Raw genomic sequence first — 14,591 nt, 5'->3', positions numbered from 1 at the left:
CGCCTCCAGCGCACGCTCGACGAATCTGGCGTCCGAATCCAGACGCGAGAGCGCCCGGCATTGACCCCACCTCTGAATAAAAGTAAAGTCAGTTTTACTTTTATCGGACAGGAGGACGCATGGAATCGTTCGTTCAACTTCGAAAAGGTAAGACGCCCAGGCGCATCCACGCCGACCTAGAGGGGCTCAAGGACGACGAGCTCGGCCGCGGCGGGTTCACCGGGCGGACCGCCAACCTCTACCGCCGCGAGGACCCGACCGCATACCGCGCGTCCGGGCCATTGCGCCCCATTGACGTGTTGTCCAGCGAACTCAAGCCGTCCGACGCCACCGACCCGCACGGCGGCCCGCTGCTGATGTTCTCCAACGACGACTGCCAGGTGCTGCTGTCGCGCCGGGCCGAACCGATGCCGTTCTTCGTGCGCTATGTCGACGGCGACCTGCTTGCGTTCGTCCACGACGGGTCCGGTCTGCTCGAAACCGAGTTCGGGCCACTGCGATACCGCAAGGGTGACTGGGTGTACCTACCCAAGGCGTGTACCTGGCGCCAGGTGCCCGACGAGCCGTCGACGTGGCTTATGGTGCAGGCCACCGACGAGTTCCGGGTTCCACCGCCTAGCCAACTGGGACGCCATTTCCCGTTCGACCCGACCCAGGCGGTCATCCCCGAGCCGCAGCCGCTGGACAATGGTGACGGCCCACACCACGACGGGCAGTACGAGGTCCGGCTGATTCATGCACCTATCGACGGCACCGGGTCGACGTCGCTGTATTACCAACATCATCCCCTCGATGTCGAAGGGTGGCGCGGAGACAACTTTGCGTTCACGTTCAACATCGACGACTACAACGTCATCACCTCCGACAGCGTGCACCTCCCACCGACGGTGCATCTGTTCATGCAGGCCACCGGCGTGTACATCATGAACTTTCTGCCCAAACCGGCTGAGGGGGTGCCTGGAACCGAGCGCACCCCGTGGTATCACCGCAACGTCGACTTCGACGAGATCGCGTTCTTCCACGGCGGATCGCTCTACGGCATCCCGATGCCGCCCGGACTGATCTCCCATGCGCCCCAAGGCATTCACCACGGTGCACCGGAGAAGGCCCGCGAGCGCGCGCGACGCAAGTTCGACGACTACCAGTACGTGGACTGGAAGGTGATCGCCGTCGACACCCGCCGACGGTTGGTCCCGTCGGCCGAGATCCTGGCCAACGACCTGGGCCAGCACGCATGACCGCCGCCGCACCGGTCAAGTACGAGTACGACCGCATCCCCTATCTGGTCGCTTACCAGAACAAGTCGGCTGTACGCGACGTGTACGGCGGAGTGGCCGAGCTGGTGGTGCTGGAGAGCTACCTGCTCAAACCCAAGGCGGTGACATCTGACACCGTGCTGGTGTTCATGCACCCGATCGGTGGGGGCGCCTACCTGCCCATGATCAACGCACTCGCCCGCGCCGGGCATCATGTCATCTACTGCAACAGCCGGTTCCGCGGCACCGACTCGGCGCTGCTGATGGAAAAGGTCGTCGAGGACCTCGGCGAGTGCATCAAAGACGCCAAGAACCGGCTCGGGTACACCAAGGTGGTGCTGGCCGGGTGGAGCGGCGGAGGGTCGCTCTCGGCGTTCTACCAACAGCAGGCCCAACATCCCACCGTCACCGCCAGCCCGTCGGGCGACGGACCTGATCTGACCGAGCTCGATCTCGTCCCGGCCGACGCAATCATGTTGCTGGCGGCCCACATCAGTCGGCACGGCACCATGACCGAGTGGCTGGACGCATCGATCCTTGACGAAGCGGACCCGACCCGGCGTGACCCGGAGCTGGACCTGTACAACCCGGACAACCCCAACCAACCGCCGTACACGCCAGAGTTCCTCGAGCGCTATCGCGCGGCGCAGATCGCCCGCAACCGGCGCATCACAGCATGGGTCAAGGACAAGCTTGCTCAGCTCAAGGCGGCGGGTCGCCCGCAGGACGAGTTCGCCTTCGTCGTGCACGGCACCATGGCAGACCCTCGCTGGCTGGACCCCGCCGTCGACCCCAACGAACGAACACCGGGCACCTGCTACCTCGGTGATCCGCAGGTCGTGAACATGAGCCCGGTCGGTCTGGCCAGGTTCTGCACACTGCGCAGCTGGCTGTCGCAGTGGAGTTACGACGACGCCCACGGCGACGCGGTGAAATGCGGCCCCGATATCGCGGTGCCGGCGCTGGTGATCGGTAACCTTGCCGACGACGCCTGCACACCCAGCCACACTCGCAGGATCTTCGAGGCCATCGGACATCCGGACAAGGAGATGTACGAAATCACCGGGGCAAACCACTACTACGCCGGACCCGATCAACGCGACACGCTGCGCGAGGCCGTCGGGATCGTAACCGACTGGCTGACCCGACACGACCTTGCAGGGCGACCATGAACCCGCCGACAGGACCGCTCGACGGTATCCGGGTCATCGAGGTCGGCACCCTGATCTCCGGTCCGTTCGCCGGGCGGCTGCTCGGCGACATGGGAGCCGACGTCGTCAAGATCGAGCCGCCCGGCGCGCCGGATCCGCTGCGCACCTGGGGCCAGGCCGAGCTCGACGGGCACCACTTCTTCTGGACCGTGCACGCCCGCAACAAGAAAGCGGTCACCCTCAATCTGCGGGTGCCCGAGGGGCGGGAGTTGTTTCTCGACCTCGTCGAGCACAGCGACATCATCGTGGAGAATTTCCGGCCCGGAACCATGGAGAAATGGGGATTGGGCTACGACGCGCTGCGTGCCCGCAATCGCGGCATCATCCTGGTGCGGGTCTCCGGGTACGGACAGACCGGACCCGATGCACACAAGGCCGGTTACGCTTCGGTCGCCGAGGCCGCCAGCGGGCTGCGCCACATGAACGGCTTTCCCGGCGGTCCCCCGCCCCGGCTGGCGTTGTCGTTGGGTGACAGCCTGGCCGGAATGTTCGCCGCCCAGGGCGCGCTGGCTGCGCTCTACCGACGCTCGGTGACCGGGGACGGGCAGGTCGTCGACGCGGCACTGACCGAATCCTGCTTGGCAGTCCAGGAATCCACCATCCCCGACTACGACGTCGGCGGTGTGGTGCGCGGGCCCTCGGGCACCCGATTGGAGGGCATCGCACCCTCGAACATCTACCGCAGCGCCGACGGCAGCTGGGTGGTGATCGCAGCCAACCAGGACACCGTGTTCCGCCGGCTCTGCGGCGCGATGAATCAACCGGAACTGGCCACCGACGAGCGGTTCGCCAATCACGTTGCGCGCGGCCGGAATCAGGACGAGATCGACAAGATCATCGGCGATTGGGCCGCTGAGCGCCAACCGGCCGACATCATCGCCACACTGTCGGAAGCCGGGGTGATCAGCGGTCCGATCAATACGGTGGCCGAGGTGGTCGCCGACCCGCAACTGCAGGCCCGCGGCATGATCGCCGATCACTGGGACGAGCGCATCGGGCGCAACGTCAAGGGTCCCGGAGTGGTGCCGGTGCTCTCGGAAACCCCGGGCACCATCCGTAACGCCGGTCCCGCCCGGCCAGGCCGGCACAACGACGAGATCTACCGCGGACTTCTCGGGCGGACCGCCGACGAGTTGGCGCGGTTGGTCAGCGAGGGCGTGATATGACCACACTTCCCCGCCATGTCGACATCCGTGACGTGTCCCTGCGTGACGGTCTGCAGATCGAATCACCGATTTCGTTGGCGGCCAAACTGGAACTGCTGGCCGCCATCGCTGCCACCGGCGTGCGGGAGATGGAGGCCACCGCGTTCGTCTCGCCGTCGAAGGTTCCGGCCCTCGCCGACGCCGCCGAGCTGGCCGCCGAACTGCACCACTTCGGCGACATCGAGTTCTCGGCACTGGTGGCCAGCCCCAACGGCGCCAAGCGGGCGGTCGCCGCGGGGCTGCGATCGATCGAGTACGTGGTTTCGGCGGCCGACGGACACAGCCGCGCCAACGTCGGACGCTCGACCGCGGAGGCGATGGCCCAGATCCCCGACATCGTAGCGATCGCCCACGACAGCACAACCACCGTCGAAGTCATCGTCGCCACCGCATGGGATTGTCCGTTCGACGGTCCGACGCCGCCACAGCGGGTGATCGACGTCGTCACCGCCGCCACCGACGCCGGGGTCGACCGGCTGGCGATCGCCGACACCATCGGTACCGCCACCCCGCTCCGGGTGACCGAGTTGCTTGCGTCGGTACGGCCGCGGATCGGCGACCTCCCGCTGGGCGCCCACTTCCACAACACCCGCGGTGCCGGGCTTGCCAGCGCCTACGCAGCGGTCAGTGCCGGGGTGACCCGACTCGACGCATCGGTGGGCGGGCTCGGCGGCTGCCCGTTCGCCCCCGGCGCCAGCGGCAACATCGCCACCGAGGACCTGGTGTATCTGTTGCGTGACAGCGGAGTCGGCGTCGACGTCGATCTGCCGGCGGCCATCGCCGCCGCACGTGTCGCCCAGCAGGCGGTCGGCCATGAGCTGCCCAGCGCGTTGTTGCGGGCCGGCGACCGGATGCTGGGGTAGCCCGACATGGCTGCCGGATCTGCTGATGCGTTGAGCGCCAAGGGCCGACAGACGCGGCACGCGATCGAGACCGCCGCCGGTAAACTCTTCGCCGAGCGCGGTTTCCACGGCACCACCCTGGAAGCCATCACTTCGGCGGCAGGGCGATCCCCCGCGGTGTTCTACCGGTACTTCACCGACAAGGAAGACCTGCTGGCCGCTTTGGCGCAGTCGTTTCTGCGCGACGTGGTGCAACCGTCGGGTTTGAGTGTGCGGATGCCGGAGTCACCTGACGACGACGCGTTCTTCACCACGGTGGTCACCGGGTACTGGACGATGTTCACGCAGCACATCGGCATCATGATCGCAGTGGCGCAACTGGCCACGACCCAGCCACGGTTCGCGGCCTTACAGAACGAGTTCCGCCGGTTCGGTGTGGACATGGTGGCCACTTCCGTACGCCGGGCCCAGGACCAGGGCTACGGGCTCGACCTGCACCCTGAGCACACGGCCGCGGCCATCGCCTTGCTGTTCGAGAACTTCACCACTGTTTTCGTGGGCACGTCCGGACTCGGATTCGAGATCGGTGATCAGGACGCGATTGCCACCCTGGCACAGATCTGGAAGAGAACGCTGTACGGCCACTGACCAAGGACAAGGACAATCAGAGTGGATTTCACCCTTCCCGAACATCTTTCGACGCTTCTCACCGAGATGGACGAGTTCATCGAAGCCGAGATCAAGCCGCTGGAGCGCGAACACACACAGTATTTCGACCACCGTCGCGAGCACGCGCGCACCGATTGGGACAACGGGGGTGTCCCACGGCGGGAATGGGAGGAACTGCTCGACGAGATGCGCCGGCGCGCTGATGCGGCCGGCTGGTTGCGTTACGGTCTGCCTTCGCGTTTCGGTGGCCGCGACGGCAGCAATATCGACATGGCGGTGATCCGCGAACACCTGGCCGCCAAGGGTCTCGGGCTGCACAACGACCTGCAGGATGAGTCGTCGATCGTCGGCAATTTTCCGCAGGTCATCATGATGGACCGGTTCGGCACCGAAGACCAGAAGCGGGAGTGGACCGACGCGCTGATCACCGGCGAGCGCTCGATGGCGTTCGGCCTCACCGAACCCAACCATGGATCCGACGCCACCTGGTTGGAGACCACCGCGGTGCAGGACGGCGGGGACTGGGTCATCAACGGCGCCAAGCGTTTCAACACCGGTGTGCACCGCGCGACCCACGATCTGGTCTTTGCGCGCACTTCCGGGGAGGCGGGCCAGGCCCGCGGAATCACCGCGTTCCTGGTGCCCACCGATGCCCCCGGCTTCTCGGTGCCGTATTACTGGTGGACGTTCAACATGCCGACCGACCACGGCGAGGTGCTCTTGGACAACGTTCGCGTACCGTCGGCGGCGATTCTCGGTGACATCGACCGCGGCCTCGAGGTGGGACAGACGTTCCTGCACGAGAACCGGATCCGGCAGGCCGCCAGCAGCCTGGGGGCAGCGCAGTACTGCATCGACCGGGCCGTCGCCTACGCGAAACAGCGCACGGTGTTCGGTAAAGCGCTGGCCACCCATCAGGCCGTGCAGTGGCCCCTGGTGGAGCTGCAGACCGAGGCCCAGATGGTGCGTCTGCTGGTGCGATTCGCCGCATCCGAACTCGACCGCAACCATCACATGGAGGTCTCCGACAAGGTGTCGATGGCCAACTACCGGGCCAATCGCCTGGTATGCGAAGCCGCCGACCGTGCGATGCAGGTGTTCGGCGGTGTCGGCTACAGCCGCCACGAACCGTTCGAGCACATCTACCGGCACCACCGCCGGTACCGCATCACCGAAGGCGCCGAGGAGATTCAGATCCGGCGGGTGGCGCAGCGAATGTTCGGGTTCGGCAAGCGATGAGCGAGGAACTTGCGGGCGCGCTCGAAGACGTCCTGCGTCCGGTGCTCGGGGACGTCACCGTCGCAAACCTGGCGCGCCTCACCGGCGGGGCGAGCCGCACGACGTGGGCGTTCGACGCCAACGGACGAGCGCTGATCCTGCGTACCGGCGCGCGCGACGAACTGCACGCCAGCATGGAGCTCGAAGCCCGGGTGCAGCAGCGTGCCGCGGCGGCGGGCGCACCGGTGCCGAACATCCTTGCCGCCGACGATTCCCCGGCGGCTGTGGGCGATCCGTATCTGATCTGTGACGCGGTACCCGGTGAGACGATCGTGCGACGGATCTTTCGCAACCTCGACGCTCCCGGACGGGACCGGCTGTTGGTGCAGTGCGCGCAGGCGCTGGCCGCGATCCATCGCGCAGACCCCGACGACATCGGGTTGACGGCCCCCGATGAGCTGGCCGGTTGGCGTGTCCGCCTGGACGAGATGGGTGACACGACAGCCACATTCGAGTGGACATTCCGCCGCCTGGCCCAGCAGCGGCCCGACCCATCCCCGATGCGCCTGGTGCACGGCGACTTTCGGATGGGCAATCTGATCATCGACAGCTCCGGCCTGACGGCGGTGCTGGACTGGGAGCTGACGCATCGTGGTGAGATCTACGAGGATCTCGCGTGGTTCTGCATCCGGGCGTGGCGTTTCGGGGCCCCCGAGTCGATGGGCGCCGGAGGGCTGGGCAGTGTCGAGTCGTTTCTGCTCGCCTACGAGCAGGCCGCAGGCGCACCCGTCGACCGCGCGGTCTTCCGGTGGTGGCTCACCGTGGCGACTCTGCGGTGGGGGGTGATCTGCCGGCACCAGGCCGAGCGACACCTTTCCGGTGAGACGCCCTCGGTCGAGCTGGCCGCGATCGGTCGCCGGATCAGCGAAACCGAATGGGATCTGCTGGATTTGCTCGAAGGAGCCGGACCGCGATGACCCATCGCCCCACCGCCGCCGAACTCGTCGCCGTCGTCGCCGATTTCCTGGACACCGACGTGCGAGCAGCGTGCGCCGGCCAGGTCGGATTCCATGCCCGGGTGGCGGCCAACGTGCTGCGCATCGTCGAGCGCGAGTTGCTCGACGCCACCGCCGATTTCACCGACGCCACACTGGCCGCCGTGGGCTTCGCCGACGAGGCGTCGCTGGCCGCGGCCATTCGCGAAGGCCGGATGGACGATCGCGCCGAGGATGTGATGGCGTGCCTGCGGGTCCTGGTCGGTCACCGATTGTCGATCGACCATCCGGGCTACGACGAGAATCGGTGACAGCGGCGTCAGAGCCGGCGCAATCGCGCCAACCAGGCCGGTTCGTCGACGCGCGTGCCGACCGCCAAGCCGAGTTCAGCGGCGTGGACCTCGGTGACCACGCCCCGATAGGTGGTGGTGGTCAACGATTCGAGTTGCCAGCCGGCCTGAAAGGCCGTGCGCATCGTCGCCTCGCTGACCTGCGGCCCGAATCCCCGTCCGGCGTCGGAGAGGGCGAGCACATGCAGGACCGAGCCCGCAGTGGTCGCCCGGCTCAGGCTCGCGACGTAGCGGGGTCGGTCGGCATCGTCGAAAATGTGGAACAGTGCGCTGTCGACGACGGTGTCGTAGCTGGGCCGGTCGGCCAGCTGCAGCGCGTCGGCGACCTCGAAGCGCGCCTCGACGTGCTGGCGTTCGGCGTTGCGTCTGGCCTGCTCGACCGCTTCCGGCGAGCCGTCGACGCCGAGGACTTGGTGGCCGCGGCGGGCCAGCAGGATGGTGTGCTCCCCGGTTCCGCATCCGATGTCGAGCACGTGGCCGGCGATCAGGCCGGCGCGTTCGAGTTCGTCGATGGCCGGCTGGGGCTCACCGATCACCCACGGTGGGGTCTGGTGCTTGTAGAAGTCGTCGAAATTGGACAGGGTGGGCGTTTGATCCATGCCACCACCGTGCAACCTGAACAGAAGTTGAGGTCAACCCCGATGTCTGTCATCGATACCGACCGCGTCGCGGTGATCGCCGACGCGCTGTTCGCTGCCATCGAACGGGGGGATCGCGCGCAGGTGGCAGCGTTGTTCGGCCCCGACGTCGCGGTCCGCAAGACCGGGGATGACCGTGACAACGGCCACGGCCGCTCGGTCAGGATCATCGGCTGGTTCATCGACGCCACGCTCGATCGCCGCTATGAGGTGCTCGACCGCCAGTTCTTCCCCGGCGGCTTCGTCCAGCAGCATGTCCTGCACTTCACAGCCCTCAGTGGTGAGGAGATCGCGATGCGTGTCTGCATCGTCATCAAGATCGGAGATGACGGTCTGATCACCCGAATCGACGAATACTTCGATCCGGCCGACATGGCACCACTGCTGAGCCCGCGTCCCGATCCGGCGTGACGTCGCGGTTTTCGGGACGCGGCGCGGGGACACCGTTAGCATCGCGATCATGGCCGAGTCCGCCGAGTTGCCCTCGTCGACGGTGCGGATTTTGGTGTACAGCGACAACCCCCGGACCCGCGAGCAGGTGCGACTCGCACTCGGCAAACGGATCCACCCTGAGCTTCCCGAGTTGAGCTACGACGACGTCGCCACCGGCCCGATGGTGATCAAAAAGATGGACGCCGGTGGATTCGACCTGGTGATCCTCGACGGGGAGGCCACCCCGGTCGGCGGGATGGGCATCGCCAAGCAGCTCAAGGACGAGCTGGCCGAATGTCCGCCGGTCCTGGTGTTGACCGGACGGGCCGACGACGCGTGGCTCGCACACTGGTCCCGCGCCGAGGCCGCGGTCCCCCATCCGATCGATCCGATCCGGCTCGGCGAGGCCGTCGTGTCGCTGCTGCGCACCGCGGCCTGACCGGCCGCGACGTAATCTGCGTGCGCGGCAGCGCTTTTCGAGGCATCAACGGATAACCGCGCGGCGCGTATAGCGATACTAACCAAAACGTGTGGCGTACGTCCCAAACCCCGCTAGGCTGTGCGGTAGCTCACATCGACGGCCCCGAGGAGCTGCTGCGCGCCTATGACTCTGTACACACCGATCCTGGTGCTTGGCGCCATCGCTGCTGTCTTCGCCGTCGGGTCCGTGGGCATCGCGCTGCTGATCGGCCCCCGGCGTTACAACCGCGCCAAGCTGGACGCCTATGAGTGCGGGATCGAGCCGATCGGCGCGCTCGGACCTGCGGCGGTCGCGACCGGGCAGCGATTTCCGGTCAAGTACTACCTGACGGCGATGCTGTTCATCATCTTCGACATCGAGATCGTCTTCCTCTATCCATGGGCCGTCGCTTTCGACAGTCTCGGCGCGTTCGGTGTCATCGCCGTGGCGCTCTTTCTGTTCAACGTCTCGGTGGCATATGCGTATGAATGGCGACGGGGAGGAATGGAGTGGGACTAGAGGAACGGTTGCCGGGCGGCATCCTGCTGTCCACGGTGGAGAAGGTCGCGGGCTACGTGCGCAAGGGCTCGCTGTGGCCCGCAACATTCGGCCTGGCCTGCTGCGCCATCGAGATGATGGCCACCGCAGGACCACGTTTCGACATCTCACGCTTCGGGATGGAACGCTTCTCGGCAACCCCCCGACAGGCTGATCTGATGATCGTCGCCGGACGTGTGAGCCAGAAGATGGCGCCGGTGCTGCGCCAGATCTACGACCAGATGGCCGAACCGAAGTGGGTTCTGGCGATGGGTGTCTGCGCGTCCTCGGGCGGCATGTTCAACAACTATGCGGTTGTGCAGGGCGTCGACCACGTGGTGCCCGTGGACATCTACCTGCCGGGGTGCCCGCCACGCCCCGAGATGCTGCTGCACGCGATTCTCAAACTGCACGACAAGATTCAGCAGATGCCGCTCGGAGTCAACCGCGAGGAGGCGATCAGAGCAGCTGAGCAGGCCGCACTTGCCGTGCCGCCGACGATCGAGCTCAAAGGACTGCTGCGGTGACCGGCAACGGTGAACCCGGCGATGACGCCGGCGCCGAGGTCATCGGCGTGCGCCGTGGCATGTTCGGCGTCACCGGCAGCGGGGACACCTCGGGTTACGGCAGATTGGTCAGCCCGGTGTTGTTGCCCGGCAGCTCACCGCGTCCCTTCGGAGGCTACTTCGACGACGTCGTCGACGCGCTGGCGGCGGCGTTGGGCGACGAGCAGTTCGACGCGTCTGTCGAGCGTGCGGTGGTGCACCGTGCGGAATTGACGTTGCAGATCGCGCGGGCCCAACTGGTCGCAGTGGCGCAGGCGCTGCGCGACGATCCTGCGCTGCGCTTCGAATTGTGCTTGGGAGTCAGTGGAGTTCATTATCCCGACGACGCGGGGCGCGAACTCCATGCGGTGTACCCGCTGATGTCGATCACCCACAACCGACGGATATGCCTGGAAGTCGCGGCGCCGGATGAAGACCCGCATATCCCATCTCTCTACCGGGTTTATCCGACCACCGACTGGCACGAGCGGGAAACCTACGACTTCTTCGGCATCATTTTCGATGGTCATCCCGCGCTGACCCGTATCGAGATGCCCGACGACTGGGTCGGTCACCCGCAGCGCAAGGACTATCCGCTGGGCGGTGTTCCGGTGCAGTACCACGGAGCCGAGATACCACCCCCCGATCAGCGGAGGTCCTACCACTGATGACGACGTCGCAGAAGCCGCCCGAACGCGTGGTCGTCGTCGGCGGCCAGGATTGGGACCAGGTCGTCAACGCCGCCCGGGAGAGAACCGCCGAGCAGGCCGGCGAACGCATCGTGGTGAACATGGGCCCACAGCATCCGTCCACCCACGGAGTGTTGCGGCTGATCCTCGAGATCGAAGGCGAGACCATCACCGAGGCACGTTGCGGCATCGGGTATCTGCACACCGGCATCGAGAAGAACCTGGAGTTCCGCACCTGGACCCAGGGGGTCACATTCGTCACCCGGATGGACTACCTGTCGCCGTTCTTCAACGAAACGGTGTACTGCCTGGCGGTGGAGAAGCTCCTCGGGGTCACCGACGCTATCCCGGAACGCGCGTCGGTGATCCGGGTGATGATGATGGAGCTCAACCGCATATCCAGCCACCTGGTGGCACTGGCCACCGGCGGAATGGAGCTGGGTGCCATGACGGCGATGTTCCTGGGATTCCGGGAACGCGAGCTGATCCTGTCGGTCTTCGAAACCATCACCGGACTGCGGATGAACCACGCCTACATCCGCCCCGGCGGTGTCGCCGTCGACCTGCCCGACGAGGCTCTCCCGCAGTTGCACGAGTTGCTGTCGCTGCTGCCGGAGCGACTGCGCGATCTCGAAGACCTGCTCAACGAGAACTACATCTGGAAGGCTCGCACCCGCGACGTCGGCTATCTGGATTTGACCGGATGTATGGCACTGGGCATCACCGGGCCGGTACTGCGGTCCACCGGCCTGCCGCACGATCTGCGCAAGTCCCAACCCTATTGTGGTTACCAGACATACGACTTCGATGTCGTCACCGATGACCAGTGCGATGCCTACGGCCGTTACCTGATCCGGGTCAAGGAGATGCGCGAGTCGATCAAGATCGTCGAACAGTGTGTGGACCGATTGGCACGGTCGACCGGTGACCCAGTGGTCATCGACGACCCCAAGCTGGCCTGGCCGGCCGATCTGAAGGTCGGGCCCGACGGTCTGGGCAACTCTGAAGAACACATCGCCAAGATCATGGGCCGCTCGATGGAGGGGCTGATCCACCATTTCAAGATCGTCACCGAGGGGATTCGGGTCCCGCCCGGTCAGGTCTACGTCGCCGTCGAGTCGCCGCGCGGGGAACTCGGGGTGCACATGGTCTCCGATGGCGGCACCCGGCCCTACCGAGTGCACTATCGCGACCCCTCGTTCACCAATCTGCAAGCGGTGGCGGCGATGTGTGAAGGCGGCATGGTCGCCGACGCGATCTCGGCGGTGGCATCGATCGATCCGGTGATGGGCGGGGTGGACAGGTGATGACCGGTATCTTTCTCGAACTCGGACAGCGCCCCGACGAACCGGGGCCACCGATCCACGGCCGGGCGAGCTACTCCCCCGACGTGGAAGCTCGATTGCACGCCGACGCCGCGACGGTCATCGCCCGCTATCCGCACGCCCGATCGGCGTTGCTGCCGCTGCTGCATCTGGTCCAGTCCGAGGACGGTTGCCTGACACCGGCGGGAATCGCTTTCTGCGCACGTCAACTCGCGTTGACCGAGGCCGAAGTGGCCGGGGTCGCAACCTTCTACTCGATGTACCGGCGCACCCCCACCGGGGACTATCTGGTCGGGGTCTGTACCAACACGTTGTGCGCCGTGATGGGCGGCGACGCGATCCTGGAGGCCCTGCAACAGCACCTCGACATCGACGTCGGAGCGACCACCGCCGACGGCAAGGTCACGTTGGAGCACGTGGAATGCAACGCGGCCTGTGACTACGCGCCGGTGGTGATGGTCAACTGGGATTTCTTCGACAACCAGACGCCGTCGTCGGCGCGTGACCTCGTCGACGCACTACGCACCGGACCCATCCCCCGGCCCTCCCGCGGTACATCGTTGTGCACGTTCCGCCAGACCGCCAGAGTGCTTGCCGGGCTGAGTGATCCCGACGATGGCGACACACCGGTCGGCACCGCCACCCTGGCCGGGCTGCGCTATGCCCGTGAGCACGAGATGGCCGCGCCCCCGGCGCAGCCGCCGCCGACCGACAGTGCGCCGACGCCGGCCGACCAGACGGTGGCTGCCGACGCGGTCCGTGACCAGCCGGCACCCGGTCCGTCGGCCGAGGTCCCGCCCCGGGCGCACACCACCGAAACCGAACCGGACGCGACGGATCAGCCATGACGATGCCACTGACCCCGGTGCTCAGCCGGTTCTGGGACGAGCCCCAGCCGTGGTCTCTGCAGACCTACCTGCGCCACGGCGGTTACCAGGCGCTGGGACGTGCGCTGGCCATGGCTCCCGACGAGGTGATCACCACCGTCAAGGATTCCGGATTGCGGGGACGTGGCGGGGCGGGTTTCCCGACGGGCACGAAGTGGTCGTTCATCCCGCAGGGCGACCAGTCGGACGGGGACGGGGCCGGAGCCAAACCGCACTACCTGGTGATCAACGCCGACGAGTCAGAACCGGGGACTTGCAAGGACATCCCGCTGATGCTGACCACCCCGCACTTCTTGGTCGAGGGAGCGATCATCGCGGCCTACGCGATCCGGGCCCGCCACGCATTCATCTATCTGCGTGGCGAGGTCGTGCCGGTGCTACGCCGACTGCAGGCCGCGGTGGCCGAGGCATACGCTGCGGGCCATCTCGGCACCGACATCCACGGGTCCGGATTCGATCTGGAGCTCATCGTGCATGCCGGCGCGGGTGCCTACATCTGCGGCGAGGAGACCGCGCTGCTGGACTCCCTGGAGGGCCGCCGCGGTCAACCGCGCCTGCGTCCCCCGTTTCCGGCGGTGGCCGGCCTGTACGCGTGTCCGACGGTGGTCAACAACGTCGAGTCGATCGCCAGCGTGCCACCGATCCTGCTCAACGGAGTCGACTGGTTCCGCTCGATGGGCTCGGAGAAGTCACCGGGTTTCACGCTGTACTCACTGTCCGGGCACGTCACCACGCCGGGACAGTACGAAGCACCGCTGGGCATCACGCTGCGCGAACTGCTCGACTACGCCGGCGGTGTGCGTGCCGGACACTCGTTGAAGTTCTGGACCCCGGGCGGCTCGTCGACACCGCTGCTGACCGCCGAGCACCTGGATGTGCCGCTGGACTACGAGGGCATGGCAGGGGTGGGCTCGATGTTGGGCACCAAGGCATTACAGATCTTCGACGAGACCACCTGCGTGGTGCGCGCGGTACGCCGCTGGACACAGTTCTACGCCCACGAGTCGTGCGGCAAGTGCACCCCGTGCCGTGAGGGCACCTACTGGCTGGCCCAGATCTACCAGCGACTGGAAACCGGGACCGGCACCGAGGCCGATCTCGACAAACTCCTCGACATCGCCGACAACATCTTCGGTAAGTCGTTCTGCGCGCTGGGTGACGGCGCCGCCAGTCCGATCATCTCCTCGTTGCAGTACTTCCGCGCCGAGTACGAACAGCACCTGGCGGGCGGCTGCCCGTTCGATCCGTACGCGTCGATGCTGGCAGCACCGGAAGGAGTGGGCGCATGACGTCCTTCGCGAGCAGACGCGACAACCCCCAAAATGCCGAGAA

17 protein-coding genes are annotated in these 14,591 nt (G+C 66.3%); 16 read left to right on the top strand and 1 reads right to left on the bottom strand.

All coding sequences use genetic code 11. The features are described from left to right. Positions 1 to 119 precede the first annotated feature (119 nt). The 8 genes from KXD98_RS07545 to KXD98_RS07510 are packed head-to-tail and all read left to right on the top strand — an operon-like array spanning position 120 to position 7,707. Positions 120 to 1,238, top strand: a complete 1,119-nt coding sequence (locus KXD98_RS07545) for a homogentisate 1,2-dioxygenase (RefSeq protein WP_260762923.1) — start codon at positions 120 to 122, stop codon at positions 1,236 to 1,238. Next, positions 1,235 to 2,428, top strand: a complete 1,194-nt coding sequence (locus tag KXD98_RS07540) for an alpha/beta fold hydrolase (RefSeq protein ID WP_260762921.1) — start codon at positions 1,235 to 1,237, stop codon at positions 2,426 to 2,428. Before KXD98_RS07545 ends, KXD98_RS07540 begins: the two co-directional genes overlap by 4 nt. Continuing rightward, entirely contained in the window at positions 2,425 to 3,633 is a 1,209-nt protein-coding gene (locus tag KXD98_RS07535) for a CaiB/BaiF CoA-transferase family protein (RefSeq protein WP_260762919.1), read from the top strand. The genes KXD98_RS07540 and KXD98_RS07535 overlap by 4 nt, the downstream gene beginning before the upstream one ends. Continuing rightward, positions 3,630 to 4,535, top strand: coding sequence for a hydroxymethylglutaryl-CoA lyase (locus KXD98_RS07530; protein ID WP_260762918.1), 906 nt, complete (start codon positions 3,630 to 3,632; stop codon positions 4,533 to 4,535). The genes KXD98_RS07535 and KXD98_RS07530 overlap by 4 nt, the downstream gene beginning before the upstream one ends. Positions 4,536 to 4,541: 6 nt before the next feature. Continuing rightward, positions 4,542 to 5,162, top strand: a complete 621-nt coding sequence (locus KXD98_RS07525) for a TetR/AcrR family transcriptional regulator (protein WP_260762915.1) — start codon at positions 4,542 to 4,544, stop codon at positions 5,160 to 5,162. A gap of 21 nt (positions 5,163 to 5,183) precedes the next feature. Then, positions 5,184 to 6,422, top strand: coding sequence for an acyl-CoA dehydrogenase family protein (locus KXD98_RS07520; RefSeq protein ID WP_260762913.1), 1,239 nt, complete (start codon positions 5,184 to 5,186; stop codon positions 6,420 to 6,422). Further along, positions 6,419 to 7,378, top strand: coding sequence for a phosphotransferase family protein (locus tag KXD98_RS07515; protein ID WP_260762911.1), 960 nt, complete (start codon positions 6,419 to 6,421; stop codon positions 7,376 to 7,378). The genes KXD98_RS07520 and KXD98_RS07515 overlap by 4 nt, the downstream gene beginning before the upstream one ends. Next, entirely contained in the window at positions 7,375 to 7,707 is a 333-nt protein-coding gene (locus tag KXD98_RS07510; protein WP_260762909.1) for a DUF6285 domain-containing protein, read from the top strand. Before KXD98_RS07515 ends, KXD98_RS07510 begins: the two co-directional genes overlap by 4 nt. A gap of 8 nt (positions 7,708 to 7,715) precedes the next feature. Here KXD98_RS07510 and KXD98_RS07505 read toward each other — a convergent pair whose 3' ends face one another. Continuing rightward, positions 7,716 to 8,345, bottom strand: a complete 630-nt coding sequence (locus KXD98_RS07505) for a class I SAM-dependent methyltransferase (RefSeq protein WP_260762907.1) — start codon at positions 8,343 to 8,345, stop codon at positions 7,716 to 7,718. 42 nt (positions 8,346 to 8,387) lie between these two features. On the opposite strand from KXD98_RS07505, the gene KXD98_RS07500 reads away from it, so the two are divergent. The 8 genes from KXD98_RS07500 (at position 8,388) to nuoF (ending at position 14,548) form a co-directional block, all read left to right on the top strand. Further along, positions 8,388 to 8,795 (top strand): nuclear transport factor 2 family protein, encoded by a 408-nt coding sequence (locus tag KXD98_RS07500; RefSeq protein WP_260762906.1) that lies wholly within the window; start codon positions 8,388 to 8,390, stop codon positions 8,793 to 8,795. Between the two features lie 49 nt (positions 8,796 to 8,844). Next, positions 8,845 to 9,255 (top strand): hypothetical protein, encoded by a 411-nt coding sequence (locus KXD98_RS07495; RefSeq protein WP_396882653.1) that lies wholly within the window; start codon positions 8,845 to 8,847, stop codon positions 9,253 to 9,255. Between the two features lie 165 nt (positions 9,256 to 9,420). After that, positions 9,421 to 9,795 (top strand): NADH-quinone oxidoreductase subunit A, encoded by a 375-nt coding sequence (locus KXD98_RS07490; protein ID WP_260762904.1) that lies wholly within the window; start codon positions 9,421 to 9,423, stop codon positions 9,793 to 9,795. Beyond that, positions 9,786 to 10,340: an NADH-quinone oxidoreductase subunit B family protein gene (locus tag KXD98_RS07485; protein ID WP_260762903.1), complete on the top strand. Its 555-nt coding sequence runs from the start codon at positions 9,786 to 9,788 to the stop codon at positions 10,338 to 10,340. Before KXD98_RS07490 ends, KXD98_RS07485 begins: the two co-directional genes overlap by 10 nt. Beyond that, entirely contained in the window at positions 10,337 to 11,026 is a 690-nt protein-coding gene (locus KXD98_RS07480) for an NADH-quinone oxidoreductase subunit C (protein WP_260762901.1), read from the top strand. The genes KXD98_RS07485 and KXD98_RS07480 overlap by 4 nt, the downstream gene beginning before the upstream one ends. Next, on the top strand, positions 11,026 to 12,354 hold the full coding sequence (locus KXD98_RS07475; RefSeq protein ID WP_260762899.1) for an NADH-quinone oxidoreductase subunit D: 1,329 nt from the start codon (positions 11,026 to 11,028) through the stop codon (positions 12,352 to 12,354). Before KXD98_RS07480 ends, KXD98_RS07475 begins: the two co-directional genes overlap by 1 nt. Further along, positions 12,354 to 13,220 carry an NADH-quinone oxidoreductase subunit NuoE gene (nuoE, locus tag KXD98_RS07470; protein ID WP_260765055.1) on the top strand — a complete coding sequence of 289 codons (867 nt, stop codon included), beginning with the start codon at positions 12,354 to 12,356 and terminating at the stop codon, positions 13,218 to 13,220. The genes KXD98_RS07475 and nuoE overlap by 1 nt, the downstream gene beginning before the upstream one ends. Next, entirely contained in the window at positions 13,217 to 14,548 is a 1,332-nt protein-coding gene (nuoF, locus tag KXD98_RS07465; RefSeq protein ID WP_260762897.1) for an NADH-quinone oxidoreductase subunit NuoF, read from the top strand. The genes nuoE and nuoF overlap by 4 nt, the downstream gene beginning before the upstream one ends. Positions 14,549 to 14,591 lie beyond the last annotated feature (43 nt).

It is taken from the genome of Mycobacterium sp. SMC-4, from assembly GCF_025263265.1.
Classification (GTDB): Bacteria; Actinomycetota; Actinomycetes; order Mycobacteriales; family Mycobacteriaceae; genus Mycobacterium.
The sequence above is the reverse complement of the archived record's forward strand: the minus strand, read 5'-3'. Positions and strand labels throughout refer to the sequence as shown.

Excerpts from the sequence above, each read along its gene's own strand:
- KXD98_RS07545 (WP_260762923.1), top strand. The coding sequence starts at position 120 with ATGGAATCGTTCGTTCAACTTCGAAAAGGTAAGACGCCCAGGCGCATC.
- KXD98_RS07540 (WP_260762921.1), top strand. The coding sequence starts at position 1,235 with ATGACCGCCGCCGCACCGGTCAAGTACGAGTACGACCGCATCCCCTAT.
- KXD98_RS07535 (WP_260762919.1), top strand. The coding sequence starts at position 2,425 with ATGAACCCGCCGACAGGACCGCTCGACGGTATCCGGGTCATCGAGGTC.
- KXD98_RS07530 (WP_260762918.1), top strand. The coding sequence starts at position 3,630 with ATGACCACACTTCCCCGCCATGTCGACATCCGTGACGTGTCCCTGCGT.
- KXD98_RS07525 (WP_260762915.1), top strand. The coding sequence starts at position 4,542 with ATGGCTGCCGGATCTGCTGATGCGTTGAGCGCCAAGGGCCGACAGACG.
- KXD98_RS07515 (WP_260762911.1), top strand. The coding sequence starts at position 6,419 with ATGAGCGAGGAACTTGCGGGCGCGCTCGAAGACGTCCTGCGTCCGGTG.
- KXD98_RS07510 (WP_260762909.1), top strand. The coding sequence starts at position 7,375 with ATGACCCATCGCCCCACCGCCGCCGAACTCGTCGCCGTCGTCGCCGAT.
- KXD98_RS07505 (WP_260762907.1), bottom strand. The coding sequence starts at position 8,345 with ATGGATCAAACGCCCACCCTGTCCAATTTCGACGACTTCTACAAGCAC.
- KXD98_RS07500 (WP_260762906.1), top strand. The coding sequence starts at position 8,388 with ATGTCTGTCATCGATACCGACCGCGTCGCGGTGATCGCCGACGCGCTG.
- KXD98_RS07495 (WP_396882653.1), top strand. The coding sequence starts at position 8,845 with ATGGCCGAGTCCGCCGAGTTGCCCTCGTCGACGGTGCGGATTTTGGTG.
- KXD98_RS07490 (WP_260762904.1), top strand. The coding sequence starts at position 9,421 with ATGACTCTGTACACACCGATCCTGGTGCTTGGCGCCATCGCTGCTGTC.
- KXD98_RS07475 (WP_260762899.1), top strand. The coding sequence starts at position 11,026 with ATGACGACGTCGCAGAAGCCGCCCGAACGCGTGGTCGTCGTCGGCGGC.
- nuoE (WP_260765055.1), top strand. The coding sequence starts at position 12,354 with ATGACCGGTATCTTTCTCGAACTCGGACAGCGCCCCGACGAACCGGGG.
- nuoF (WP_260762897.1), top strand. The coding sequence starts at position 13,217 with ATGACGATGCCACTGACCCCGGTGCTCAGCCGGTTCTGGGACGAGCCC.